Here is a 24678-nt window from a genome sequence, read left to right on the forward strand (position 1 = left end):
AGTGTATGAAATATATAAACATAATATTTTTAAGCTATCTGTTAGTTTGTTGTTCTTGCAATGAAAACCCCTCTAATAAGCTAAATCCCGACTGCATTAATATAAATACTAAAGGCACAGAATATCTTACCAATTATCAAAACGGTGATACACTGGCACTGGATAAAGCAATATATTTTTACGAAAAAGCCATAAAATGTGATTCGACATATTTGTTAGGATACAGAAATTTGGCATTAGCTTATGATTATAAAAAAAGTTATAAAGAAGAACTGAACGTATTCCAGAAGGTGTCTTATCTAACAAATAACGCTCCTGCAATATTGGTAGAAAAGGCCATCGTTTTTGAGAAGTTAGGTTTAACCGGTTCTGCAAATTATACCTATAAAGCGGCTCAATCAAATTTAAAACTTATCTTACTAAAAACCCTCAAAATACAAATTTAATCAGAGGGTATTTATTATTGCTGGCGCTTACACGAGGAAAAGAAGCGGCATTAAAAGAGCTTGATGCAAGGATATCGACAAATCCGGCAATTTCTTCCGGATTGGCATCTGAGCGTTATTTCTATCAAAACTTTAAGAAGCAAAGCTATATTTATAACCTAAGCGAAACAGTAACGAAATAATCTAATATTTTGTACGAAAGGGTCGAACTAATTTCATAACAAGCGTTAAATAATTTAATTCAGAAAAGATTTAATATATAAATTCTTAGCAGTTGGGTTTCCCAATGCCTGCTGTAACAAAATTAATATTTCCGTTTTGTAATTAGCCCTGTCAAATAACCTTAGGAAGAAAAACGGCACAACACTTTTATCGCTGTAGTTTTCTATAATATTTTTGCATTCTTGCTCTGTAAAATCGTCATGATATAATCTGTGTTTAAAATAACGTCGCCAAAAGTGTACCTCAACACTATCAGGATAAAGCGATATACCTTTTGCAATTATTTCAAAGCACCTTTTACTACCTACTGTTCCCCATTCATCCGGGATACTATTAGGAATATTAAATTCTATGTGCTCGCAAGCAAATGCCCAATAAAGAAAAGCGAGATTAATATAACAATCTAATGGTGTTAATACATCTGCAGATATACATTTCTCATATGCCGTTACCGCAGCAATGTACTCCTTATTTATGTCCTTGCTAACTGCTTCTAACATAATGATAAACTTTACACCAACCCCAACCCCTTAGTCGCTTTCAACCATTCCCTTGCCATTAGCTCGTGGCCGGCGGGCATGGGGTGTACACCGTCCCATATCCAGTAATCGGCCGGGGCTTTTTTAAGGGCATTGTTAAAGGCTTGCTGATAAGGCACAAATACGGCGTTGAACTCACTGGCGAGTTGTTTAGCAACTTCGGCGCGCTTGCCGGTTTCGGTACGCCATTGATCCCACATTTTATTTACTTTGGCTACGTGTAATACAAAGGGCTCGCCTATTACCAGCTTAACGTTGGGCAGGGCTTCGGTAGTTTGTTTCAGCAGGTTGCGGTAATCAGTTTCAAAGTTATCGGCGGTAAAGCCCTCGTGTCCGCGCAGCATGGCCAGCACATCGTTAACGCCAACCAGTATGCTCAGTACATCGGATTCAATGTCCAGCGTATCGGTTTGCCAGCGTTTGGCCAGGTCAACCACCTTATTGCCGCTCACGCCACGGTTAAAAAAATGAAACTTGCGCTCCGGGTTGTCAAACCATAAACGGCTTGATATTAAATAAGCATAACCATGCCCCATAATATGGTTCCAGTCGTTATCGCGGGTGCGGTTTCCGTCGGTTATGGAGTCGCCCTGAAAAAGTATTTTCAGATCGGTAGGTGTCTTATTATCGGCAGGTCCTGCCCCTGCTTTTACGAAAGTTGGTATTTCGGCTGCCACTCCTAATAGAGCGGCACTTTTCAAAAATGATCGACGTGTTGCAGCACACATATCAGGAAAAATTTATTTATAGTAGTTCCCGGAAAGATACGTTTTATATTGACAATGCTTTTTATACCAGCGTTATGATTTAATTAACCATTAATAAGTGTATTGCCAATTTAAAATATGCTCAGCCCCATATTAAAACATAGATGGTAAAATAAACCGTAAACCAACGCAAACGGTAACGACCATGCCAGGTAGCCCGGCCATATGCGGCTGCGCTTGCCAAACGGATAAAACAGCAGCGCGTAAATCAAAAAACAAACTACGGCCAATGCAAGGTTTACCTGTATTAAGGTTGTTAAAAAGGCCATTGCAGCCAGTCCCGGCCGTATGGGTAGCCCGCTGATCAGGCCGTAAAGCGTCCCCATCAATACGGTAAGCCCTATAAAAAGCAAGGCATATTTAAATCCTCTTTTTAAACGAAAGGTAAACGATGTTCGCTTCTCCATGTCATCATCTGTTGACGTTTCTGATACGACAACAACACGTAACGCGTTTTTTTGCACCTGTTTACCGCCCTGCTTTTTAAACCGTGGCCACCAAATAACAACACCGCTTATAAATAAAACCAGCGGCATTGATCCACCCAATAAAGCCAGTATTTGAGTTGGCAAACCGCCAAACGTACCATAGTGCAGCGGCGTGAGCCAACTCAGATAAGCGTTGCCAACTTCCGGAAAATCAGTACGGCTATTGAGTAACAGCTTGCCTGTATATTGATCGAGCAGGGCCATCTCGCGTTTACCGCTGTGGGGTAAACCGGAACTCATCATATCAAACCGGTAACTGGCGGTTGTATCTTTAGGTACGGCATAGCCTAAAACTTTAGCGCCAGGCATTGCGGCTTCTGCCTTCTTAACCAATTCGGTAAGCGGTATCGGCTTAACGCCTGCCTGGTAGTGCGATTTTGCACCTAACAATTGCTGAACGCCTTGCGGACTTTTACCCGAGCACAAAAATAACATCGGGATAACAACAACCGAAAATGTAATGCAAACGCCGGTCAGCGCCAGCACAAACACCACCGGCGAACTGTATAGGCCAACCACCCGGTGCAGATCATAATTCCGCCGTTTAAAACTTGCCCGCTGTTTAATCAAAAGCGCGGCTTTAAGTTGTTTTAACTTTTGAGGCACCCACAGCCTTAACCCGCTTGCTGTAAGTATAAGCAAACAAATAGCTGCCATGCCAACTATATACCTGCCGGCCACGGGTATAAGCAAAGTTCGGTGCAATTCTGTCACCACACCCACAAAGCCGGAATCGTGCTTTCTGACACCGCGAACGCTGCCTGTGTATGGGTTGATGAATATCTCCAGCCCAGTAGCCGCGTCATACGCTTCGTAAGTGGCTGTAGCGCTGGTGTCATCTGCAGCTAAATAACTTATTTTATAGGCAGGATGTGCTTGCTGAAAACTTGGAAGTAAAACGGCAGGCGGAATTTTATTGCCGGTTGGTTTTACGATGAACAATTGCGGATTGAGCGCTGCATCTATCTCTTCCCTGAAAACCAATATGCTGCCTGTCAGGCCAACAAAAGCGATGATAAAACCGGCAATGATGCCCAGATAAACATGCCACTTACCAAACCAACGTTTTTGATGTGATGCCCAGGAAGTTTTTTTACCGCTCATTTAAATTGACAGGAAGTTAACACTATTTAGACTTAATAAAAATTAAGTGCAAATAAAGCATTTATACTTCTACTTATCAATAACCTGAGTATAAATATTATCCGGCAATAGCCAGCAGGTAATCCATATCCATGTTTGCTGCAGGTAATGTATTTTGCGCAGCATAGGGCTTACCCGCTAAACGTACTTGCTGACCATGCGGAACGCCTTGTAAACGAACAGTTTGCTGATCAAACTTAACATCAGCGGTTTCCAAGTGGGCAAAGGCATCTTCAGATATCAGCATATCGTTGTTCAATTCCTTGGTTTTAGCTTGCAGCCGGGCGGCTATGTTCACAGGCAAGCCCATTACTGATAATTGTGCAGGAGCATCAAGGCCAAACTCGCCTACGAAGACCTTACCCGAATGTATGCCCACCCCTACCTCTAACGGATTGCCGTAATAGGGTATCGCATAAGCGTCATTAAATAATTCAATAGTTTGAAACATGGTACGCGCGGCTTGGTATGCATTATTTACAGCTTCGCGCAAGTTGGTTTGCAAGCCAAATACAGCATACAGGTTATCGCCTGCAACTTCAACTACCTTACCGCTAAAATTTTTGATGATCTGATTGAAACCGGTGAACAGCCTGCGCACCACTTGTATCACCGACTGTGTGCTTTGCGACTCCATTAAGCCGGTAAAGTTGCGGATATCTAAAAACAAGATAGCCAGTTCCTGCTCTGTGTCAACTACATTAGTTAAAGTGGGGATAATTGCCGGGCAGCAGCCTTGCAGCGCTAAGTTCAGATCGTTTTTCATAACCGTTTTGTTTGCTGTATACCTGTGATGACGCAAACCTCCGCAAAACATTTTAAACAAAACGCACTATTTACAAAGCCTGATACCCGGCTGACGCAAAACAGACAATGCGATGGCAAAGCGCTTTAAACCTTTTATTAAACGTTCGAGCAAACTAAAAATAAAGTGTTGTTTAAACAATTATGAAGATTTAAGTTTAACTTGCCTTTGCATTTTAACCAATAGATAAGCTTTGCTTTAGCCTGATCTTTCAATCTGAATAATTTATGCGTGGCTTTTTGTATCTCATAATAATTTTATACGCTTTATGTCATACTGCTCTGGCACAGTCAAAAAGCGGTGTTGCTGACCGTGAATTATGGCTCCGATATATGGATAAAGTGGCACGGCCTGTTATGGAAAACCTTGCTGCCGACCGCTTAAAGGAAGTCATGCCGGTTGAATTTGCCGACAAGATCGACAACCGCGAATCGAGGCAAAAGGTCGCTTACCTGGAAGCCTTTGGCCGCGCATTATGTGGCATATCCCCCTGGTTACAAACAGAAGGCGGCAGCATTACAGAACAAAAACTCCGCAGCCAACATCGCGACTGGGCGCTTAAAGCGATGGCTAATGCGGTTAATCCGCGAGCTCAGGATTATATGCAATGGCGCGGCGGGCAACCATTGGTTGACGCCTCTTTTGTAGCTTACGCGCTGATACGCTGCCCCTGGCTTTGGCAAAACAGCAGCGAGCAGGTAAAGCAGCAAATTAAAGACGCTTTTACCCTTACACGTGAAACCGTGCCGGTTTACAGCAACTGGATATTATTTAGCGGTATGATCGAGGCGTTCTTTTACAAATACGGTTTAAGTTACGATGCCGTACGGCTGGAATATGCCATCCGCGAGTTTACGCAACACTGGTACGTTGGGGATGGCATGTATTCAGACGGTATGCAGTTTAATATGGATTATTATAACAGCATCGTGATCCATCCGTTTTTGAGTACAATTTTGGAGGTGTTGAATACCAATGATAAACGCTATCAAAAAGAACAGCAATTTGAGCTTGCAGCCGGCCGGCGTTACGCACAGATACAGGAACGCCTGATTAATACTGACGGCACCTACCCCACGTTAGGCCGTTCGATTGTTTACCGAAGCGGTGTGTTTCATCACCTGGCTAATATTTCGCTTGCAAAACAATTGCCTGAAAATTTAAAACCGGCACAAGTAAGATGCGCGCTTACAGCAGTTATTAAAAAAACGCTTGCCGAGCGCAGTTTTAATAAGAGCGGCTGGCTTAACATAGGCTTACATGGCCAACAGCCGGGCCTCGCCGACTTTTACATTACCACCGGCAGCTTGTACATATCGTCCGCTATTTTTTTACCGCTGGGCTTACCTGCCGATGATGAATTCTGGACATCACCTGCCCAACCGTGGACATCAGTTAAAATTTGGACAGGCCAAAACGCGGATGCAGACCATGCGCTTGATCTTAAAAAATAATTTATGAACAAGTCTTCCACTAAATTTAAATACCTATTTACAACTCTAATATTTAGCTTGATATGCGTTTTATGCCAGGCACAAACCAGTACTGTAGCTTTTGATGGCTGGGCAAATAACTCTATCAATACTGTCATCTTCCGCAAAAATTCGCTGGTGAGTTTTAAGGGCGAACAATTTGCCGCTTATTATGATACCAGCCAGCATGTAGTGTTGGCAAAGAGAAAACTTGGGTCGGCAAAATGGCAAACCTTGCGTACGCAATACACCGGAGACGCGGCCGATGCGCATAAAAGCATCAGTATAATGGTTGATGGCGAAGGTTACCTGCATGTAACATGGGGCCATCATGACGGACCATTAAATTATTGCATCAGCAAAAAACCGGGCGGGCTTGCACTGGGCGAGAAAAGGCCAATGACCGGTACAAATGAAAACCTGGTAAGCTATCCTGAATTTTACCGCCTGCCGGGCGGCGATCTTTTATTTCTTTTCCGCAACGGCCATTCGGGTAATGGTAGCCTGGTCATCAATAAATACGACTTGAAAGGTAAACGCTGGTTGCGCGTACAAAACAACCTGATTGATGGTGAGGGAAAACGTAGCGCTTACTGGCAAACTTTTGTTGATGAGCATGGCGTGATCCATGTATCATGGGTATGGCGCGAAAGCCCTGATGTGGCCAGTAACCACGATATGTGTTATACGCGATCCGAAGATGGCGGACTAACCTGGCAGCGCTCCACGGGCGAAAAATATAAGTTGCCCATCACCGCTGCGTCTGCTGAATATACCTGCCGCATTCCGCAGCAAAGCCAGCTTATAAATCAAACCAGCATGTTTGCTGATTATAAAAGCAATCCGTACATTGCCACCTATTATTGTGAAAAAGGCGATTCTGTACCGCAATACCATATTATTTACCTGAACAATGGCCGCTGGTTGGTTGCAAACCTCGGCTTCAGAAAAACGGCTTTTAGCCTCAACGGCTTCGGTACAAAGAGCATCCCGATATCACGGCCACAGATTGTTGCCTGGCGATCAAAGGGCAAACTTTCGGCCGCGCTGATATTCAGGGATGACGAACGGGGCAGCAAAGCATCCATCGCGGTAACTGATAATATAGCCGGTAATAAATGGCTCATTAAAGATGTTACCCCGGCAGCTGTTGGCTCCTGGGAACCTACTTACGATACTGAACTATGGAAAACTGAAAAACAACTACATCTATTTGTACAAAATAACATTCAGGTTGATGGTGAGGGTAAAGCAAACGCGGCGACGCAGCCTGTAAATGTTATCGAAATAAACAATCTTCTGCAATGATAAAACACCTGTATGTTACCGCGCTATCCATCGCAACTACTGTGACGGGTTACGCGCAAAATAACCCGGTTAAAAACGCCGATGTCATATTCAATGCCTCGGTAAAGCAATATCAGTTATTAAGCGAAAAGGTGAAACCCGGGCAATACCCTAAAACCTATCATGCAAACGGCGATAAGCTCGAAACCAGCGGATCTGACTGGTGGTGCAGTGGCTTTTACCCCGGCACTTTACTCTACCTAGATGAGGCGGCCGGTGCACCCGCACTTAAGGCTGAAGCCCTGGCATTTTTAGAGGATCTGAAGAAGGAACAATACAATAAATCAACCCATGACCTGGGGTTTATGATGTATTGCAGTTTTGGGAATGCGGAGCGGTTAAGCCCTAAAAAGGAATACGAAGACGTATTGATGCAGAGTGCGAAATCATTAATTACACGGTATAATGCGGCGGCTAAGTGCATACGCTCATGGGACAGCTCTCCGTGGAATCATGCCGGGGCCGATGAAATGCCGGTGATTATAGATAACATGATGAACCTGGAACTACTGTTTTGGGCAAGCAGGTTTAGTGGTGATGCTACCTATAAAAACATTGCCATTAACCATGCTAATACAACTATGGCCAATCACTTCAGGCCCGATTACAGCTCGTACCACGAAGTGGTTTACAACACTACCACCGGCAAGGTTACCAAACGCATCACCAATCAGGGCGCAGCCGACAACTCATCATGGGCCCGCGGGCAGGCATGGGGGCTGTACGGCTATACCGCTACTTATCGCGATACAAAAGACAAAAAATATTTGCAGCAAGCCAACCGCATTGCCAACTATATACTCTCCCACCCTAAGATGCCCAAAAACCTGATACCATACTGGGATTACCAGGCGCCGGGCATCCCGAATGCATTGCATGATTCTTCGGCAGGCGCAATAACCGCGTCGGCACTTTTGGAGTTAAGCGGCTATGTAGACAAGAAACTGGCAAACAAATACATCGCGGCAGCAAAAACCATTTTAACAGCTTTATCAGGTAAAGAATATTTTGCCGAACCGGGCACCAACGGTGGATTTTTATTAAAGCACGGAGTGGGTAATATGCCGAACAAAACGGAGATTGACGTGCCGCTTAGCTATGGCGATTTTTATTTTATTGAAGCGCTTATGCGTTTAAAAAAGCTAAAATAAGCCCATGAGATTAACCAAGTACCTGCTGGTTGCCGCCACAATTTTTTTGTATAAGTCTGCCTGCGCTCAACAAGTATTAAACGTATCGGTTAGCAATACCCTTGGTTTTGACAGGACTGAAGTGGTTAGCATTGATGTAATAAAACTCTCCGGCTTTTTGAAAAGAAAGCAGCTACAGCATATCCGCATTAAAAATAAACAAACCGGCAAACCTGAACCCGTTCAATGGGTAGACAACGACAGCGATGGTAAGCCTGATGAGCTATTGTTTTTAGCCAATGTTAACGCCAACGGCAAAGCGGATTTTGTTTTGTTTGCAGATAAAAACCTGGCCCTGCCAAAAAGCCAATTGATTGCTTACTCGCGTTTTGTACCCGAACGTACAGATGATTACGCCTGGGAGAACGACCGTGTAGCCTTCAGAACTTATGGTCCGGATGCTCAAAGGCGTACAGAGCAGCATTTGGAAAATGGCACGCTGAGCAGCGGTGTTGATCTTTGGCTAAAACGTACCACGACGCCAGTGATCAATAAATGGTATAATGGCTATCTCACCGATCCGGGCTTTTATCATACCGACCATGGCGAAGGTTACGACCCCTACCATGTGGGTGCAAGCCGTGGCACCGGCGGAACCGGTGTTTGGGTTAATGACAGCCTGCTGGTTTCAAAAAATTTCGTCACACATAAAACCGTAGCCGAAGGGCCATTGCGCACTATTTTTGAACTTACGTATGCACCATACGGTCCGTATTTGGTCGTCGAAAACAAGCGTATATCTCTTGATGTGGGTAGTAACTTCAGTAAATTCGTCATCGCTTACCGGTCTAAAAAGCCGTTGCCCAATTATACCGTCGGCATCACCTTGCATAGAAATGAGGGACAAACCGGTATCGATGAAAAAGCAGGCATTTTTAGTCACCACGAGCAGATTGATGGCGTTTATATTGGCCAAGGGATTGTTATTGATCCTAAAGTTATTCAAAAAGCATTCGCCAATAAAACTAAAACGCCGGATCAAAGCAACCTGCTGGTACTAACCAAACCATCGGGCAAGGTAACTTACTACGCCGGCTTTGCCTGGCAAAAAAGCGGCCATGTACAAAACCGCTCCGATTGGGAGAATATGCTTAAGAAACAAGCTGAAATTGTGGCGCATCCGCTAATCGTAACAACCAAATAATCCTAATATATCCACATATAATAACAGCATAATGACTAAATCAGAATTCAGATACGCGCATCACCCGGAAGATGCAAAAGCATATACAACCGAAGAACTGCGCGAACATTTTTTGATTCCCACCCTTTTTGAAGATGATACCATACACCTGGTTTACACCATGTATGACAGGTATATAGTTGGCGGCGCTTTTCCGGTTACCAAAGCCGTTGCTCTTGAAACCATTGACGAACTTAAGGCCGATTACTTTTTGGAACGCAGAGAGTTGGGCATCATTAACGTTGGTGGCAAAGGCGTGGTAAAGGTAGATGGTACAGCTTATGAACTATCAAAAAAAGAAGCACTGTATATAGGCCGTGGTGTAAAAGAAGTAATATTCGAGCGCCCTGGTGATGAGCAACCTTATTTTTATATCAACTCGGCACCGGCACACCATGCCTATCCCACCCAAAAAGTAAACAGGGATAACGCAGAAATTATTGAATTGGGTGAGCAAAAAACAGCTAACCGCCGCACCTTAAATAAGCTTATAGTAAACAGTATAGTAAAAACCTGCCAACTACAGATGGGGCTGACCGAACTGCACGAGGGCAATGTTTGGAATACCATGCCATCGCACACCCACACCCGCCGCATGGAAGCCTACTTTTATTTTGACCTGGCTGAGGGGCAAACCGTAAGCCATTTTATGGGGCAACCGCAGGAAACCCGCCATATTTTTATGCAGAACCAACAGGCGGTAATTAGTCCGGAGTGGAGTATACACTCAGGTTGCGGCACCAGCAATTACTCCTTTATATGGGGCATGGCCGGCGAAAACCTGGACTATGGCGATATGGATGGCGTAGCGCCTAATGAACTTAAATAATAACGGCATTGCATGGAACTATTTAGCTTAAAAGGTAAAACAGCCGTAATAACCGGCGGCACACATGGCTTAGGTATGGCTATGGCTGAAGGGCTGGCACAGGCAGGGGCAAAATTGATTATTACCAGTACAACGCCTGCTAAACTTACTGATGCACTGGCTCATTATAAAGCACAAGGTTTTGAAGCATCGGGCTACGTGTTTGATGTGACAGATGAAGCTGCAGCTATTGAGCATGTGGCCAAAATGGAAGCCGAACACGGCGCCATTGACATACTTGTGAACAATGCAGGCATTATAAAGCGCGTTTTAGCAGTTGATATGCCGGTAGAAGATTTTAGGCGGGTGATAGATGTTGACCTTGTGGGTGCCTTTATCATGAGCCGGTTGGTGGCCAAGGGTATGATTATCCGCCGCAGCGGTAAGATAATTAATATATGCTCCATGATGAGCGAGCTTGGGCGCACCAATGTTACCGCTTATGCAGCGGCAAAGGGTGGTCTTAAAATGCTGACAAAGAACCTGGCAACAGAATGGGCACCCTACAACATACAAGTTAACGGGATTGGCCCCGGCTATTATGCCACGAGCCAAACAGCGCCCATACGTGTTGATGGTAACCCGTTTAACGAGTTTATCATCAGCCGGACACCGGCAGGTCGTTGGGGCAATCCGCAGGATTTGGCCGGAACGGCGATCTTTTTAGCATCAGACGCGAGCAACTTTATAAACGGTCAAATTATTTATGTTGATGGCGGATTATTAGCTACTATAGGAAAACCTTCTAACGAATAAGCTATACTACCATGTAAGCATAACCAATTAACCAAAACCGCCAATAAACCTATGTACCAAAAAGATATTAAACCAGCAGGTAACTACCGCTGGACGATATGCGCACTATTATTTGTAGCTACTACTATCAATTACCTCGACCGGCAGGTACTCAGCTTACTACAGCCTTATCTGGAGGAAAAGTTTGGCTGGACAAATAGCGACTACGCCAATATTACAGCCGTTTTTCAGTTTGCTTACGCACTTAGTATGTTGTTTGCCGGCCGTATAGTAGATTGGCTGGACACTAAATGGGGTTATGGTTGGGCAATCGTCATCTGGTCGGTAGCAGCCATGATCCATGCGCTTTCCATCCCGATTGGCGAAGCATTTAATTCATTGCTTGGTTTGGCCGGGATATCCATTTTCTCGGTTTCAGTTGCAGGCTTTATAGTAAGCCGTACGCTACTAGCTTTTGGCGAGGCGGGCAACTTTCCGGCGGCGATAAAAGCTGTGGCAGAATACTTTCCCAAAAAGGAACGGTCATTCGCAACAGGTATTTTTAACTCGGGCGCCAACATTGGCGCTGTACTTGCACCGCTAACCATTCCCTGGATATACGCAAACTGGGGATGGGAGTCGGCATTTATATTGGTGGGCGCGTTCGGTTTTTTATGGTTGATATTCTGGCTTGTATTTTATGAGAAACCGGAGAAGCAAAAACGACTAAGCAAAGAGGAGCTGGTATATATCACCAATGACCGGGAAGACGCTGCACAAGCCGAAAAACAGCTAACCGACGTATTAGAAAGTAAGATATCATGGTTCAAGCTATTGGGTTATAAACAAACCTGGGCATTTATATCCGGCAAGCTGCTTACCGATGGCGTATTCTGGTTCTTTTTATTCTGGCTGCCGGCCTATCTAAAAGCGCAATACAATATAGTGGGCGAAGGCGTTATGATACCCCTGGCAGCAGTTTATACGCTAAGTATGGCCGGTAGCGTTGCCGGCGGATGGCTACCGATGTACTTCATTAAAAAAGGGCATAACGTTTTTGAAGGACGGGTTAAGGCAATGCTCGTTATCGCAATATTCCCGCTGGCAATTTTGGCAGCACAGCCATTGGGCCATATCTCCTACTGGATACCTATTGTACTCATCGGCATTGGCGCGGCGGCTCACCAGGCCTGGAGCGCGAACATTTTTACAACGGTAAGCGATATGTTTCCTAAGAGGGCCATCGGCTCGGTAGTAGGTATGGGCGGTATGGCAGGCGGCTTGGGTGGTGTTGTGGTATCGAAAATCAGCGGAGCCCTATTCGATCATTATAAAGCGCTTGGCCACATAGAAACCGGCTACACCATTGTTTTCACCGCTTCGGCTGTAGCTTACCTGATAGCGTGGAGCGTAATAAAAACATTGGTGCCTAAATATAACCCTGTTGTATTGGATTAAAGTACATCGGCGCGGCCACCTAACTGAAAATGCGGACAGGAGCCTATAGCTATGGCATTTTATTAGCTACGAACCGTTTGTACGGATGATTCGAGGTTTAAATAAACCGCTCCGATATTACTTACCATTTTATAAACCGTTTAACAAACCACTTTACTATATACACAACTAACACTATGGACGCTGGCCAAAGCATGCCCCATTCAACACTAAATACATAAGATGACGTCGCTAAAAGTAACAACGTGAGGAAAAGTATAATGGCGTAAACAACGTTTTCTGCCGTTATACTTTTTGAATTCTCCTCCCATTGCTCCCCAATTGAAGTGGCAACGGCATCAGCAGAAATGCCGTTTTCCGAAATTATACTTTTTGAATATCCCTCCCACTGCTTTCTTATGGCGGCAGCATTGACTTCGGTGGCCTTAATCGTTAATACAGTTTCAACCTCAACGTTAATCTTGGTCCACTCAAGATAATTATCCAGCGTAAACGGATCGTATTCCTTTAAAAAGTTGATGATTTCAACCTCCAATAGTGCTGCATCGTTTAAATAAAACAGGTCGAAATCGCCAAACTGGTATAGGTAATTGGTTTCAAAACTCGTGAGCAAATCAAAACTTGTAAACGATTCGAGCAGCCTGGCGGTTTTTTCAACTGATGAAGGAGAATTTTCACTTATAAATTTCCTGTACAATAATCCCAACAAAACACGGACGCAAATAGGGCTATTTATCTCTGCGGTGTACTTACTTATAATTTCGATCATGTTGTTTTTATCGCGGCTCAACGATACATCGATAAAAAAATAATCAGGTTCATCCGTATTCCTGATAATATCATCAGCCCACGATATTACATCGTTGACTGTAATTATATTCAGGATGAGCCCCTCTCGAAAGACATCAAGCAGTAATACAAATTCTTCAGGTTTTGGCGATAGCATTTAAGTTCAATATTATATAGTAACCCATTGTTAATGACACAAATAAAAAATGCTTCTGCGCAGTGTATTTGCGCAGTAAAAAGTATTTTCAATATTTATAAAAATATTCTGCCATGCCTGTTAACCGTAATGCGCTTATCCGTTACCGTACCATTGACAACTGCCTGCAAAACCGCCACCGCAAATGGACGCTCGACGATTTGATTGACGCCTGCAGCGATGCTATTTACGAGTACCAGGGCATTGATACCGGCGTTAGCCGCAGAACCATACAGGCTGATATTGAGATGATGCGCAGCAACAAATTGGGCTACGAAGCGCCGATTATTGTTACTGATAAAAAGTATTACACCTATGCCGACAAAAGTTACAGCATCACGAACAGCCCGATCAGTTCGCAGGATATGCAGGTGCTCAGCGAGGTATCCGGCCTGCTCAGGCAGTTTAAGGGCTTTAACCATTTTAGCGACCTCAATGAAATGGTAAGCAAGCTGGAAGATAAAATATACGCGCAGAAAACCCATAGTCCGCCGGTTATTGATTTTGAAAAGAACGATAACCTGAAGGGGTTGGAATGGATAGAGGTTATCCGCAAGGCTATTGTGGCCAAAAAAACACTTTGTATAACCTATCAGTCGTTTAAAGCCAGGGCGGCAAATACCTTTTGCTTTAGCGGATATCTTTTAAAGGAATACCGTAACCGCTGGTTTGTACTTGGCCAGCGCCATGGCCGCGGCGGTGCATTGCTAAACCTTGCGCTTGACCGTATCCAAACCATTGAAATACACAACGAAGCCTACGTTAAGAACAACCTTATTGACCTGGCTACTTATTATAACGACGTAATAGGTGTAACCAAAACGCCCAGACAGCGCGATTGCGACGTTATTTTCTGGATAGATAATGACAACGCTCCGTATGTGATCACCAAGCCCCTGCACCACACCCAAAAACTACTAAAGGAGAAAGATGGCGGCAAAATATTCAGCATTAAAGTAATACTCAATTTTGAACTTGAACGCGAACTCCTCGGCTTTGGCAACAGGATACGGGTGCTCGGCCCGCGTGTATTGGTCAAGCAAATTAAATCCAACCTAAAAAAAGCATTGGCGCGTTATGAAAATGTACCGGCAGTCAGCTCTATTGAAGATGATATGGATTAGGTAGTTTATATTTTTGATAAGAAGCAGCTTAAGCCGCTACGATGTAATTTTCAATTTGGTTACAAGTCTCCTTGATTTGGTTACAGCGCTATATACCGGTATGCTGACATTTGTTTTCATAAAATTTTTAATCTTATGGAAAATCAAATAGCATCATCAAACAAACAGCTTATTGCACTGGTAACCGGTGCTAACCAGGGTGTAGGTAACGAAATAGCCAAGGCTTTGGCCGCTAACGGCTATATTGTTTACGTGGGTTCGCGTAAACTTGAAAACGGCGAAAAGGCAGCCGCCAAAATCGGCGAAAAGGCAAAGGCCGTACAACTGGACGTAACCCGGCAACAAAGTGTTGACGCCGCTATAAAACAAATTGAAACAGCATACGGCAGGCTGGATTTGCTGGTTAATAACGCAGGTATCTCTCATGCCGGGACAGCACCCAAAAATCCTGAAGAACTGATGAGTACCGGAAGAGCGGTTAACGTATCGCTCGATGAAGTGCGTACCGTTTGGGAAACTAATGTTTTTGGCGTGATAGCCGTAACCCAGGCGGCTTTGCCCTTGCTGCGTAAATCAGAAGCCGCCCGCATTGTAAATGTTTCCAGCGGATTAGGCTCGCTCACCTGGATATCTGATCCGGCTTGCTGGGCACGTGAACATTTTGGTATTGTTTACGCCGCCTCTAAAACCGCGCTTAACGCCGTTACGGTAGCTTTCGCGCTCGAACTGGAAAAAGAGAACATCAAGGTGAACGCCACCAGCCCGGGCTATACCGCTACCGCTTTAAACAATTTTCAGGGAACAGACAGCCTGGAAGTTGGCTCACGCGAGCCGATACGTGTGGCTTTAGAAACCGACGGACCGACCGGCACCTTTACCGGTCCCGAAGGCCAGCTCCCCTGGTAATTAATTGCAAATTTCTCAATCCATTTTAAATATGACCGGCGGCTGAAAAGCTACCGGTCGTATTTTTATTATCATTACATCATGAAACTTGAGTCGCCCAAGATACTGAAACTGGAATCTATAAAGGAGATACACCGGATGCTCGATATTCCCGGACCGGTTCACCCGCTGATTTCTTTGCTTGATACACGGGATGAACGAATAAACCTGAGCAAGCTGCCGGTTACATACGTTACCACGCTTTATAAAATCTCGTTTATTGAAAAGCTTGGCGGTAAATTCAGATACGGCCAGGGATATTATGATTTTGACGAAGGAAGCATGGTCTTCACCGCGCCTAACCAGGTGGTTGGCAGTACAGCGGTTTACAAAGGCAACGAGGGGTATTCGCTCATTTTCCACCGCGATTTTTTGCAGGGTTATCCGCTTGCGGCTAAAATAAAGCAATATGGGTTTTTTACTTACGCATCTAACGAGGCGTTGCACCTCTCTGAAAAGGAAAGGGGAACCATATCGTCAATTTTCAATATCATCCGCGAGGAACTCGACAGCCGTATCGATGATTTTAGTCAGGAGGTAGTAATAGCGCAGATTGAATTGTTGTTGAGCTACGCGAAGCGGTTTTACAAGCGACAGTTTTTAACCAGGCAGGCGGCTACTAACAATCTGCTGCAACAGTTTGAAGAGTTGCTTAATGGTTATTTTAATGTCGATAACCCGGCAAACCAAGGTGTGCCAACGGTACAATACCTTGCCGAGCAGTTAAACTACACGCCAAACTATTTAAGCGACATGCTGCGCTCGCTAACCGGGCTTAACGCGCAGCAGCACATCCACGAAAAACTGATAGAAAAAGCGAAAGAGTTGCTCACCACCACTACCCTGACTATTAGCGAGGTTGCTTATCGGATGGGCTTTGAGCATTCGCAATCGTTCAGCAGGCTTTTTAAGATGAAGACCAGGCTTTCGCCTGTTGAATTCCGGTCAACCTTTAATTAAAACTTTTTGACCGTAAAGTTTATTTAAAGTACTATGGAATCAGACAATAAAGCCACATTAACAAAGGCCAACAGTTACGTAACTGCCGGCGATAACGAAGGTTTTTTGACCTATTGTACAGACGACGTGGTATGGGAATTTGTAGGCGACCAGGTGCTTAAAGGCAAAGACGCAATACGCGAATACATGAAGGATGCCTATGTGGAACCGCCCAGCTTCGATGTGCAAAATTTAATCGCCGAGGGCGATTTTGTAACCTCGGTAGGCCTTATCAGCATGAAGGATGAGAAAGGCCAGTTGATTAACTACTCGTATTGCGATGTATGGGAGTTTCGTGATGGCCAGATGGCTGCCTTAAAAGCATTCGTTATCGCGATATGAAATGCTTAAAAAAAAACAAAACGCCCGTTAAATTTTTAACAGGCGTTTTGCTCATACATCAGGTTTAAATTACTTCTTTTTGAGCCCTTCAACTACGCCAACGTAAGCGGGTTTACGCACATAGCCCTCAGTCCATAAGCCAATCGGCTCACCTGCCCGCCAGAATGAACTTGCCGGACTATCGAGCGGGCTCCATATAGTGATGCCATATTGCTGCGCCTTAGGTATTATTTCAAAATACTTTTGAATAACAAAGGTGTACATCTCCTTTTGCGCAGCGTAATCTGCAGCTGTAGCCTGCGGCGTTTTTACGCCCGCGGCGATACCCATATCCAATTCTGATACCTTGATCAGTTTGCCGGTAGCGGCAAGCAGCGTGAACATTTCTACAATCTTTTCACGATCAGCATTAGCGTTAATATGCATTTGAGTACCTATGCCATCAACTTTGGCGCCCTGGCTTTCTATATATTTTACATAGTTTATTAACCCGCGGCATTTGGCCAGGCTGTACTCCAGGTTATAATCATTAATAAAATGAATATCAGTAGCATTGCCATACTGCCTCGCAAACTGGAAGGCTTTAACGGCATAATCCTTACCCATATAATCCTGCCAGTAAAATTCGTCAGCAGCAGTGGTTCGGCCAATGCCTGTTTTCAATTCATCCGGCTTGCCGTCATCCATAGGCTCATTTACTACGTCCCACACCTTTACGTCATCTTTGGTAGCGGTAACTATACCTTTTATCCATGTTTCCATTGCCTGGATGATCAGCATACGTTTTTCTTCCGCAGTTTTTTCTACTTTAACCTGCCCGCCTGTAGCGTTGTACTTTTTAAGGGTGATATCATCAAAGTAATAATTAGTGGCGGTTTTACCTAAGTTAAAGGCAATTGCCCCGCTGGTAGCCATGTCCTGAGTTACCGTAATTTGTTTGGTGTAAGTTATCCATTGGGTAGTGGCCGATATGGTACCAAAAAAATCCCAATGTTTATAGGCACCCGGCGTAACGTGTGCTTGCGTGCTGAATGAAGCAGGGGCATCAGCACGCACCTTCATACTTAGCTCATATTGTTCGCCTGCAACCACAGCCGGCGAAAACTTTAAAAAGAACTGCGCCTCCCAGTCATTGGCCCGTACGGTGGCGTTTGTCATTTTAAACGCACGACCGGTTCCGCCTGCTCCCTCTCCGGCGGCGGTAAAGCTCGTGGTTAGATTTGCGTTCACCTGGTAGTTTGTCGCGGCGTCGGTTTCAAAATCGGCACCGGTTACCAAATCCCACGTCGGCCCGGTTGATGATGTGATAACGGGCGCAATTAAACTTTTTAGGTACGTAGCATTTTGGTTGGCGTGCCAGGCCAACGTGTGCCCGTAAACCGTTAAGCCTGCATTTTTGGCAATACTCACCAAGTTAGTTACCGGCGTTAGCGCCAGCTCTCCGTTTGCCTGTACTACGGCGCCGTGTTTCATTTCGTAACCCAACGTTATCTCATCAAAGTTGGAGTTAACCAGGCGGTACATCAGGCCTTTGCTCACATAATCATTCATTGATACCGCGGCGCCTAATTTAAATGCAGGGTTAGCCTGCCTGTCCAGGTAACTTTTTAAAGGTTCGTAAGCGTCTATCTGTTCCTGGTCAGCTATCGTAGCAGGCTTTGCTACTTCATAATCAAGCGCTTCGTATTTAGAACATGATGCTAAAACTACTGAACCGGCCAGGATCAGCGTTGCTTTATACAATTGTTTCATTTTATCTTTCTGATCTAAGTATTGTTATTTAATCGGGTTAAAGGTCTCCATCTTAACCCCTCTGTCACGCATTACCAATGTATCGGTAGTAGCCACCCGCATATCGGTCAGATCTACCCTATAATTCAGATATAAAGCATCGCGATCCTGCGCGCCCCAGCTGTTCCTTTCGCCGCGCTTTACAAACTTGCCGTTGCCTGTCGCGGTGTAACCGCTGCCTGCCGCAGCTACGGTGCAATTGCCTTCGTTATCAAAAGTGAGCAACAACGGACAGCTTACATCTACATTGCCGGCGCCCTTGTAAACCAATGGAAACACGGCCTGCGTAAGCGTGCGGGTGCTTAGGGCCTTAACCTCATCGCGCTCAACATACTGGTTATGCCTTACAATGGTCTTGGTTAAATCAGTGTTTCCGTTTTTACCTTCCATTTCGTCGCGCCCCCGACGCAGGTAATTACCCGTCCAGGTGTTGATATATTTAATGGCATAAAGCGTAAACTTTCTGGCCTGCAATATGGAGTCTGCATTAGTTACACCGGTCATGGTTATCGGTATTACGTAGGTAACCTTGGTCGACTGCGGGTCATTAAAATAGGCATCGGTAAATTGTACCTCTACCCCACCCGCGATTTTACCTTTCGGGATGATGATCCTGTCAGAAGCCAGGCGGTAGTAAGAGGCAGGCATCGGCTGCACATCTCCGCTATAGTCAGGCGGATTGAACTTCAACCCTTGCGTTAAATCGTTATTCACCGCGATGTTGATGGTGATATCTTTTTCGTTTGAATAAACACCGCCGGTTGTAGCCATTATTTGGCATTTGTGCGCGTTATCAAGTGAGGTATCAAACAAATCCTCCCCCATGGTAAGCGTGCGTACCGGGTATTGGTACGCAAAGTAAACCGACTGCACGCCGTAGTCCGGAAAGTCCCATTTTTCATTCTTGCACGACGAAAACGCAAACAGTGCTAAAAGGCCTATATTAATTAATCTTCTCATTTTTATCTTTTTAATCGTTACACTTAATTACCAGCCGTTATTTTGCTGAAGCGCTTTAAACTTCAATATCTCGCTATATGGTACTGGTCCATAGTTCATAAAGCTTGCATAAGCCCGGTTTTCCACCGTTATCGGTGTGTATGTGCTTTGCATAATATTTACGCCCAGGGCCGGTTCGTTCAGGTTGGCATTCCAACGGCGTAAATCCCAAAACCTGAAACCTTCAAAACATAGCTCCAGCCTTCTCTCATTCCTGATCAGCGTACGCATGGCGTTTTTATCTCCCTTGATTGATTCGAGATATGCGTCGCCATTATTCAGGCCCACACCTGCGCGCTGGCGGATCTTTTTGATCACGTCATAAGCAGAATAGCTATGTCCGCCGGTGGCTAAAGGGCCCCAAGCCTCGTTTGCAGCTTCGGCATAAATGAGATAAATTTCGGTATAGCGTATGTGCGGGTTATAGTGCTTTTGATTACTGATAGAGCTGGAGCTACGGTTAACATCCTGCCTTAACAGTTTACGCATATAATAACCCGTACGGGTTGATGTTTCCACCTTGTTAAGCCCATCATTGGTATTACGATCTGTGGCGGTATAAATGGTGGATGACCCGGGACCGGCAGTGCTGCCATTTAACACAATGTATAAAGCCAGCCTTGGGTCGCGATTTGTGTATGGTGTAGCTTCGTTATAGCCGCTGGCTGTGTTATCAATAGGGTAACCATTGGCTGCCGGAAAGGCGTCAACCAGGTTTTGGGTTGGGTTCAAGCGCCCACTGCCTGATAGTGTTGGCGGAAAATGACTGGCCTCCAGATCACTATTTTGCGCGATGGATGTACGCCACATTACTTCGGGCGGGTTAGCACCCGAACCCAGGCCATCAATCTGGTTGCCGCTACCACCCGCGTACCAGGTAAGCCCGTTAGCTGCCAGGCCGTTAACGCCACCATTAAGGTCGATAACCGCTGCGGCATAGTTCGCCGCATTTTCCCAGGTGGTGCTTGAGCCTTCCGCGAAAGCCGGGCTTGCCGCCATCAGCGCCGCTTTAGCACGGATGGCCTTTGCAATGCGCGCCGTAAACCGCTGACTGAACAGCCTGCCAAACACACGATTGTAAATTTCTGTAGCAACGCCACTGTATTTAGCAGGAATGTCTGACGGTGATGAGATATCCCGGTAATCAAGCGGCAACAACTCTTCAGCCTGCTCCAGATCAGCATAAACCTGCTTCATGCAGTCATCAAACTTAGCGCGCGGCTGGTTAAAGTCTGACGATGGAGTTTCGGGCTGCAACAGTATCGGGAAACCCAAAAGTTCTCCGCCCGCTTTGCCGCCATGCGCCTGCAACATATAATACATAAACATCGCACGTAAACCAAATGCTTCACCTTTCAGCCTGTCCTTAAACATCTGGTTGAGTTTTGGGTCGAGCGCGTCAAAAGTAACTTTGTCGGCTTCGGTCAAAAACATGTTGAGGTACTGTATGGCAGCCTTTGAGTTAGTCCACTGATCAAGCGGGTTAAAACTGGCCGTCCATTGCCCGGTGGCTATTTTTGAAAAGCCGCTATTCAAGTCGTTAGTTACCGCATTATCGGTTGCAACATCGCTAAACGTCCATCCGTTTGTTGGTATACGGGTGTAACCGTTAAGCAGCAAACCATGCGCAAGTAAAGGCTCATCATATATATTTTCAAACTTGCCGTTGTTTTGCAGGGCAGGCTCTACAAATTTTTTGCAGCCGCACAAGGCAAAAACAGTTATTAATAGTATTGAAATTCTTTTCATATCAGTTTTCATTATATGGCCTTAAAAGCCCGCTTTTACACCCAGATTGTATAACCTTACCTGCGGAGCCGCGCCAATATTCATTTCCATCAGTTTACGCTCTTTGGCAACAGTAAGCAGGTTAAAGCCGGTAACATACATACCTATACTTTTTAAAAGCTTGCCTTTAAGTAATGTCTCAGGCAGATTGTATGAAATCTGGACCTTTGTCAAATCAAAACGATCAGTACTGTACAGCCAGAAATCAGAGTTACGGAAGTTGTTATCGCTTGTAAGCGTAGTTAGGCGCGGGTAAGTAGCGGTATTTTTGGTTTCTTCCGTCCAGCGTCCGCGTACTACCTCCGAGTATTTGTCCTGCCCGTCAACCCAAAAGTATGAGCTGTTTTTCATTGCCTTGGCACCAAAACGGCCGGTAGCCAGGGCGAAGAATGTAAAGCTTTTCCAGCGGGCGGTAAGATTAAGGCCCAGCGTAAGCGGTGAACCAAACCATCCCCCCTTACCCAGGTCAACCTCGTCCTGCAGGTTTACTATACCATCACCGTTGATGTCCTTATACTTAATGTCTCCTGCTTTTACCTGGCCAAAAGCGGGTTGAGGCAGGCCATTACCGGTATTTGCGGCGGTAGCTTCAGCAGCATCGGCATAAAAGCCATCGCTTTGCAGTCCCCATATCGCATCAAGCGGCCTACCCTGGCGGTTCTGATACGCATCGGTATAGAACTCAGCGCGCTTGGTTGCCTTGGTTTTGTAATAAGTAGCAATGGTACCTATCGTCCAGTTAACATCGCCGGTGCGCTGATTAAGGCGCAGGTCGAGGTCAAAACCGGTACGCTGATCGCCGTTGAAGTTCACATAAGGTATGAATGATGAGTTGAAAACCGAGAAATAGCTCGGGAACAGCGAGGTACTTTGGATAGCCATATCTACCAGCTCATTGCGGAATAAGTTTGTGGCGAGCATCAGCTTGTTGCCAAAAAAAGCGCCTTCAAGTCCAACTGAAATTTCTTTACGCTTGGCAAAAGTCAGGTTAGGGTTACTGCCCCTGCGCGAGTCTGTGGTTTGTGCAAGCGTACCGTCGTTCCAGCTATAGTACGAGCCTTCACGCTGCGTATAAATACTTTCGTACAGGTAGTAATCAGCAACATCAAGGTCAGTTACCAGTATACCTGCCGAAGCGGTTAATTTCAGGTTGTTGATAACGGTGGAATTTTTCAGGAAGTCTTCCTCGCTTAAGCGCCATCCGAGTGAAACGGTAGGCGAAAAACCGTAAGCTTTATCACCCAAAAACTTTGGCGAATAAACCATCGCCCCGGTAAAATCAGCATAATACTTTTGCTTGAAATTATAGCTCAGCTGCAAACCTGTGTTTGAGTTGGTGGTGTTTTGATACACCTCTGATTGTGACTGACGGTAAGCGGCAGCTAACAATACGGCCGAGATGTTATGCTTCTCCTTGATAGAGGTACGGTAGTTTAACTGCGCCGATAAGGAAAGCGTTTGACGGAACCAGCTGTCGGATATGTTTTCGATGCCCGACCTGGTGTCGGTGCCAAACATGGTTAGCGAGCCGATAACATCCTTACCGTTATACGACGCCCAGTTAGGCTGGTAAATGGCATAACCATTATTATACCCCTGGTTATAGCGGTTTAGATAATCAACACCCATATTGGCGTTAAAGGTCAACCCTTTCACGATGCCTTTCAGATCAGCCTCAATACCTGTAGTGAACTGAAACTGGCGGCTTACAAACTTATTTTTACCACCCGCGTAAATAGCCGCGAAAGGGTTGGTTTGATCCAGCTGCGTACCGCCCAGTAAATACTTACCATCAATAATGTTAGCGCTGCCCGCGGCAATAATTTGCGTGGCCTCATCGCCCGGTTCAATAAAACTTAGCGGAATAAGCGGCGTAAAGCGGTAAGGGCGTATAGTTGCCGCACTTGCCCAATAATCGGTGTTAACACCCTGCCCGCTGTAAAACACTGCGCTTGCATCAACAGTGGCCTTTAGTATACTGTTCAGCTTAACATCAACATTACCACGCACGTTAAAACGGTCGTTAGAGGTGTTTTTTGCCATACCAAAATCAAGCAGCGAACCGGTTGACCAAAAGCCCACGTTGGTGTAATAACGCGCACGCTCGTTACCGCCAGAGATTTCAGTCGTTAGGTCATACCTTGCAAAACTGCTTTTTAAATACTCCGATGAATAAAAATCAACATTAGGATAACGATACGGGTTTATGCCGGATGCATGGTTGTAAATGGTCTCATCGGTATATAAAACACCTAGCCCGTCATTTACCCTGGCCTCGTTATACAAAGTCATGTACTCTGCCGAGCCTAAATATTGGGGGTAGCTCTTGGGTACGTTTATGCCCGCGTTGGCACGCACGTTAATTTTCTGCTCGCTGTTGCCGCCGCGTTTGGTGGTTATCAGCAAAACGCCTTTGGCTCCCCTGCTACCGTATAAGGCTACTGCCGATGCGCTTTTTAAGAACGTTACCTCATCAATCTCCGATGGCATCACGTTATCCACTTCGCGCGGAACGCCGTCAATCAGCACGAGGTAACTGTTCATGCCCCATATATTGCCGTTAAAACCTGCGGCCTGCGCTTCCATGCCTTCAAGGCCGTATATCGAAAAGTTTTTTTCGAAAACCGATTTAAAATCGACGTTGGCCACGCCCCCCAGCAGATCTTTGTTTGACACCTTTTGAAATGCCACCTGCACCAATTGCTCCTCTTCTGATAGTACGATGGTCTTTAAGGTATCGGTAGCTATTACTGACAATGGCTTAAAACCCTGCGCTGTAATATTGAGCAATGTCAGCGGCGGAATATCTGCCGAGAACTCGCCCGCGTCATTAGTCGTCAGATTGATAATATTGTTCTGGCTGTTTATCCTGGCGCCTTTTACGGGCTCGTTGCGTTGCCCGCGCACAACCGCATTTATTTTTATATTGGCGGCATCCTGCGCCTGTACAACACTGGTTATCAGCGCTAACAGAACATACAATACCATTCCTATTTTTGAATACTTCATTGTTAAATGTGTTTAATAATGTGTAGATCAGTG

At 45.3% G+C, this 24678-nt stretch carries 22 protein-coding genes; 13 read left to right on the forward strand and 9 right to left on the reverse strand.

Annotation, left to right across the window (positions count from 1 at the left end):
* Positions 1 to 5: 5 nt before the first annotated feature.
* Positions 6 to 446, forward strand: a complete 441-nt coding sequence (locus tag ABD960_RS11065) for a tetratricopeptide repeat protein (RefSeq protein WP_345331216.1) — start codon at positions 6 to 8, stop codon at positions 444 to 446.
* 17 nt (positions 447 to 463) lie between these two features.
* A complete protein-coding gene (locus ABD960_RS11070; protein WP_345331217.1) occupies positions 464 to 628 on the forward strand; it encodes a hypothetical protein in 165 nt (54 codons plus the stop codon).
* A gap of 54 nt (positions 629 to 682) precedes the next feature.
* Here ABD960_RS11070 and ABD960_RS11075 read toward each other — a convergent pair whose 3' ends face one another.
* From ABD960_RS11075 to ABD960_RS11090, 4 genes are all read right to left on the reverse strand, one after another.
* Positions 683 to 1168 (reverse strand): hypothetical protein, encoded by a 486-nt coding sequence (locus ABD960_RS11075; protein ID WP_345331218.1) that lies wholly within the window; start codon positions 1166 to 1168, stop codon positions 683 to 685.
* An 11-nt stretch (positions 1169 to 1179) separates the two neighbouring features.
* Complete coding sequence (locus tag ABD960_RS11080) at positions 1180 to 1884, reverse strand: SGNH/GDSL hydrolase family protein (RefSeq protein ID WP_345331219.1); 705 nt, start codon at positions 1882 to 1884, stop codon at positions 1180 to 1182.
* 161 nt (positions 1885 to 2045) lie between these two features.
* On the reverse strand, positions 2046 to 3566 hold the full coding sequence (locus ABD960_RS11085; RefSeq protein ID WP_345331220.1) for a PepSY-associated TM helix domain-containing protein: 1521 nt from the start codon (positions 3564 to 3566) through the stop codon (positions 2046 to 2048).
* A gap of 97 nt (positions 3567 to 3663) precedes the next feature.
* A complete protein-coding gene (locus tag ABD960_RS11090) occupies positions 3664 to 4371 on the reverse strand; it encodes an adenylate/guanylate cyclase domain-containing protein (protein ID WP_345331221.1) in 708 nt (235 codons plus the stop codon).
* 266 nt (positions 4372 to 4637) lie between these two features.
* Between ABD960_RS11090 and ABD960_RS11095 the strand changes: the two genes are divergently transcribed.
* From ABD960_RS11095 to ABD960_RS11125, 7 genes are read left to right on the forward strand one after another with little or no spacing between them, the layout of a single operon-like run.
* Positions 4638 to 5864 (forward strand): DUF2264 domain-containing protein, encoded by a 1227-nt coding sequence (locus ABD960_RS11095; protein WP_345331222.1) that lies wholly within the window; start codon positions 4638 to 4640, stop codon positions 5862 to 5864.
* A gap of 57 nt (positions 5865 to 5921) precedes the next feature.
* Positions 5922 to 7190, forward strand: coding sequence for a BNR repeat-containing protein (locus tag ABD960_RS11100; RefSeq protein ID WP_345331223.1), 1269 nt, complete (start codon positions 5922 to 5924; stop codon positions 7188 to 7190).
* The gene (locus ABD960_RS11105; RefSeq protein ID WP_345331224.1) at positions 7187 to 8380 is read left to right on the forward strand and encodes a glucuronyl hydrolase; all 1194 of its coding nucleotides are present in this window, start codon (positions 7187 to 7189) and stop codon (positions 8378 to 8380) included. Before ABD960_RS11100 ends, ABD960_RS11105 begins: the two co-directional genes overlap by 4 nt.
* Positions 8381 to 8384: 4 nt before the next feature.
* Positions 8385 to 9563, forward strand: coding sequence for a DUF4861 family protein (locus ABD960_RS11110; RefSeq protein ID WP_345331225.1), 1179 nt, complete (start codon positions 8385 to 8387; stop codon positions 9561 to 9563).
* Positions 9564 to 9594: 31 nt separating this feature from the next.
* Positions 9595 to 10431 (forward strand): 5-dehydro-4-deoxy-D-glucuronate isomerase, encoded by an 837-nt coding sequence (gene kduI, locus ABD960_RS11115; protein WP_345331226.1) that lies wholly within the window; start codon positions 9595 to 9597, stop codon positions 10429 to 10431.
* Between the two features lie 12 nt (positions 10432 to 10443).
* Positions 10444 to 11226: a gluconate 5-dehydrogenase gene (locus ABD960_RS11120; protein WP_345331227.1), complete on the forward strand. Its 783-nt coding sequence runs from the start codon at positions 10444 to 10446 to the stop codon at positions 11224 to 11226.
* Positions 11227 to 11277: 51 nt separating this feature from the next.
* Entirely contained in the window at positions 11278 to 12663 is a 1386-nt protein-coding gene (locus ABD960_RS11125; protein ID WP_345331228.1) for an MFS transporter, read from the forward strand.
* Between the two features lie 121 nt (positions 12664 to 12784).
* Here ABD960_RS11125 and ABD960_RS11130 read toward each other — a convergent pair whose 3' ends face one another.
* Positions 12785 to 13609, reverse strand: a complete 825-nt coding sequence (locus ABD960_RS11130; protein ID WP_345331229.1) for a hypothetical protein — start codon at positions 13607 to 13609, stop codon at positions 12785 to 12787.
* Positions 13610 to 13722: 113 nt separating this feature from the next.
* On the opposite strand from ABD960_RS11130, the gene ABD960_RS11135 reads away from it, so the two are divergent.
* From ABD960_RS11135 to ABD960_RS11150, 4 genes are all read left to right on the forward strand, one after another.
* Positions 13723 to 14772 (forward strand): helix-turn-helix transcriptional regulator, encoded by a 1050-nt coding sequence (locus tag ABD960_RS11135; protein ID WP_345331230.1) that lies wholly within the window; start codon positions 13723 to 13725, stop codon positions 14770 to 14772.
* A gap of 135 nt (positions 14773 to 14907) precedes the next feature.
* The gene (locus ABD960_RS11140; RefSeq protein WP_345331231.1) at positions 14908 to 15678 is read left to right on the forward strand and encodes an SDR family NAD(P)-dependent oxidoreductase; all 771 of its coding nucleotides are present in this window, start codon (positions 14908 to 14910) and stop codon (positions 15676 to 15678) included.
* Between the two features lie 81 nt (positions 15679 to 15759).
* On the forward strand, positions 15760 to 16677 hold the full coding sequence (locus ABD960_RS11145) for a helix-turn-helix domain-containing protein (RefSeq protein WP_345331232.1): 918 nt from the start codon (positions 15760 to 15762) through the stop codon (positions 16675 to 16677).
* 33 nt (positions 16678 to 16710) lie between these two features.
* On the forward strand, positions 16711 to 17058 hold the full coding sequence (locus ABD960_RS11150) for a nuclear transport factor 2 family protein (RefSeq protein WP_345331233.1): 348 nt from the start codon (positions 16711 to 16713) through the stop codon (positions 17056 to 17058).
* A 69-nt stretch (positions 17059 to 17127) separates the two neighbouring features.
* On the opposite strand, the gene ABD960_RS11155 is transcribed toward ABD960_RS11150, so the two are convergent.
* Genes ABD960_RS11155 through ABD960_RS11170 form a run of 4 tightly spaced genes read right to left on the reverse strand, consistent with a single transcriptional unit; the run spans position 17128 to position 24645 of the window.
* Positions 17128 to 18810, reverse strand: coding sequence for an endo-1,4-beta-xylanase (locus ABD960_RS11155; protein WP_345331234.1), 1683 nt, complete (start codon positions 18808 to 18810; stop codon positions 17128 to 17130).
* A gap of 24 nt (positions 18811 to 18834) precedes the next feature.
* Positions 18835 to 19809, reverse strand: coding sequence for a DUF5627 domain-containing protein (locus tag ABD960_RS11160; RefSeq protein WP_345331235.1), 975 nt, complete (start codon positions 19807 to 19809; stop codon positions 18835 to 18837).
* A 27-nt stretch (positions 19810 to 19836) separates the two neighbouring features.
* On the reverse strand, positions 19837 to 21597 hold the full coding sequence (locus ABD960_RS11165; RefSeq protein ID WP_345331236.1) for a RagB/SusD family nutrient uptake outer membrane protein: 1761 nt from the start codon (positions 21595 to 21597) through the stop codon (positions 19837 to 19839).
* A 21-nt stretch (positions 21598 to 21618) separates the two neighbouring features.
* A complete protein-coding gene (locus ABD960_RS11170; RefSeq protein WP_345331237.1) occupies positions 21619 to 24645 on the reverse strand; it encodes a SusC/RagA family TonB-linked outer membrane protein in 3027 nt (1008 codons plus the stop codon).
* Between the last annotated feature and the right edge of the window lie 33 nt (positions 24646 to 24678).

It is taken from the genome of Mucilaginibacter defluvii, from assembly GCF_039543225.1.
GTDB classification, from domain to species: Bacteria; Bacteroidota; Bacteroidia; order Sphingobacteriales; family Sphingobacteriaceae; genus Mucilaginibacter; species Mucilaginibacter defluvii.

Bases quoted from the DNA above. Each gene is read 5' to 3' on its own strand.
- ABD960_RS11125 (WP_345331228.1), top strand. From the start codon at position 11,278: ATGTACCAAAAAGATATTAAACCAGCAGGTAACTACCGCTGGACGATA.
- ABD960_RS11145 (WP_345331232.1), top strand. From the start codon at position 15,760: ATGAAACTTGAGTCGCCCAAGATACTGAAACTGGAATCTATAAAGGAG.
- ABD960_RS11140 (WP_345331231.1), top strand. From the start codon at position 14,908: ATGGAAAATCAAATAGCATCATCAAACAAACAGCTTATTGCACTGGTA.
- ABD960_RS11160 (WP_345331235.1), bottom strand. From the start codon at position 19,809: ATGAGAAGATTAATTAATATAGGCCTTTTAGCACTGTTTGCGTTTTCG.
- ABD960_RS11110 (WP_345331225.1), top strand. From the start codon at position 8,385: ATGAGATTAACCAAGTACCTGCTGGTTGCCGCCACAATTTTTTTGTAT.
- ABD960_RS11170 (WP_345331237.1), bottom strand. From the start codon at position 24,645: ATGAAGTATTCAAAAATAGGAATGGTATTGTATGTTCTGTTAGCGCTG.
- ABD960_RS11120 (WP_345331227.1), top strand. From the start codon at position 10,444: ATGGAACTATTTAGCTTAAAAGGTAAAACAGCCGTAATAACCGGCGGC.
- ABD960_RS11130 (WP_345331229.1), bottom strand. From the start codon at position 13,609: ATGCTATCGCCAAAACCTGAAGAATTTGTATTACTGCTTGATGTCTTT.
- ABD960_RS11135 (WP_345331230.1), top strand. From the start codon at position 13,723: ATGCCTGTTAACCGTAATGCGCTTATCCGTTACCGTACCATTGACAAC.
- ABD960_RS11165 (WP_345331236.1), bottom strand. From the start codon at position 21,597: ATGAAAAGAATTTCAATACTATTAATAACTGTTTTTGCCTTGTGCGGC.
- ABD960_RS11095 (WP_345331222.1), top strand. From the start codon at position 4,638: ATGCGTGGCTTTTTGTATCTCATAATAATTTTATACGCTTTATGTCAT.
- ABD960_RS11155 (WP_345331234.1), bottom strand. From the start codon at position 18,810: ATGAAACAATTGTATAAAGCAACGCTGATCCTGGCCGGTTCAGTAGTT.
- kduI (WP_345331226.1), top strand. From the start codon at position 9,595: ATGACTAAATCAGAATTCAGATACGCGCATCACCCGGAAGATGCAAAA.
- ABD960_RS11090 (WP_345331221.1), bottom strand. From the start codon at position 4,371: ATGAAAAACGATCTGAACTTAGCGCTGCAAGGCTGCTGCCCGGCAATT.
- ABD960_RS11150 (WP_345331233.1), top strand. From the start codon at position 16,711: ATGGAATCAGACAATAAAGCCACATTAACAAAGGCCAACAGTTACGTA.
- ABD960_RS11085 (WP_345331220.1), bottom strand. From the start codon at position 3,566: ATGAGCGGTAAAAAAACTTCCTGGGCATCACATCAAAAACGTTGGTTT.
- ABD960_RS11075 (WP_345331218.1), bottom strand. From the start codon at position 1,168: ATGTTAGAAGCAGTTAGCAAGGACATAAATAAGGAGTACATTGCTGCG.
- ABD960_RS11105 (WP_345331224.1), top strand. From the start codon at position 7,187: ATGATAAAACACCTGTATGTTACCGCGCTATCCATCGCAACTACTGTG.
- ABD960_RS11065 (WP_345331216.1), top strand. From the start codon at position 6: ATGAAATATATAAACATAATATTTTTAAGCTATCTGTTAGTTTGTTGT.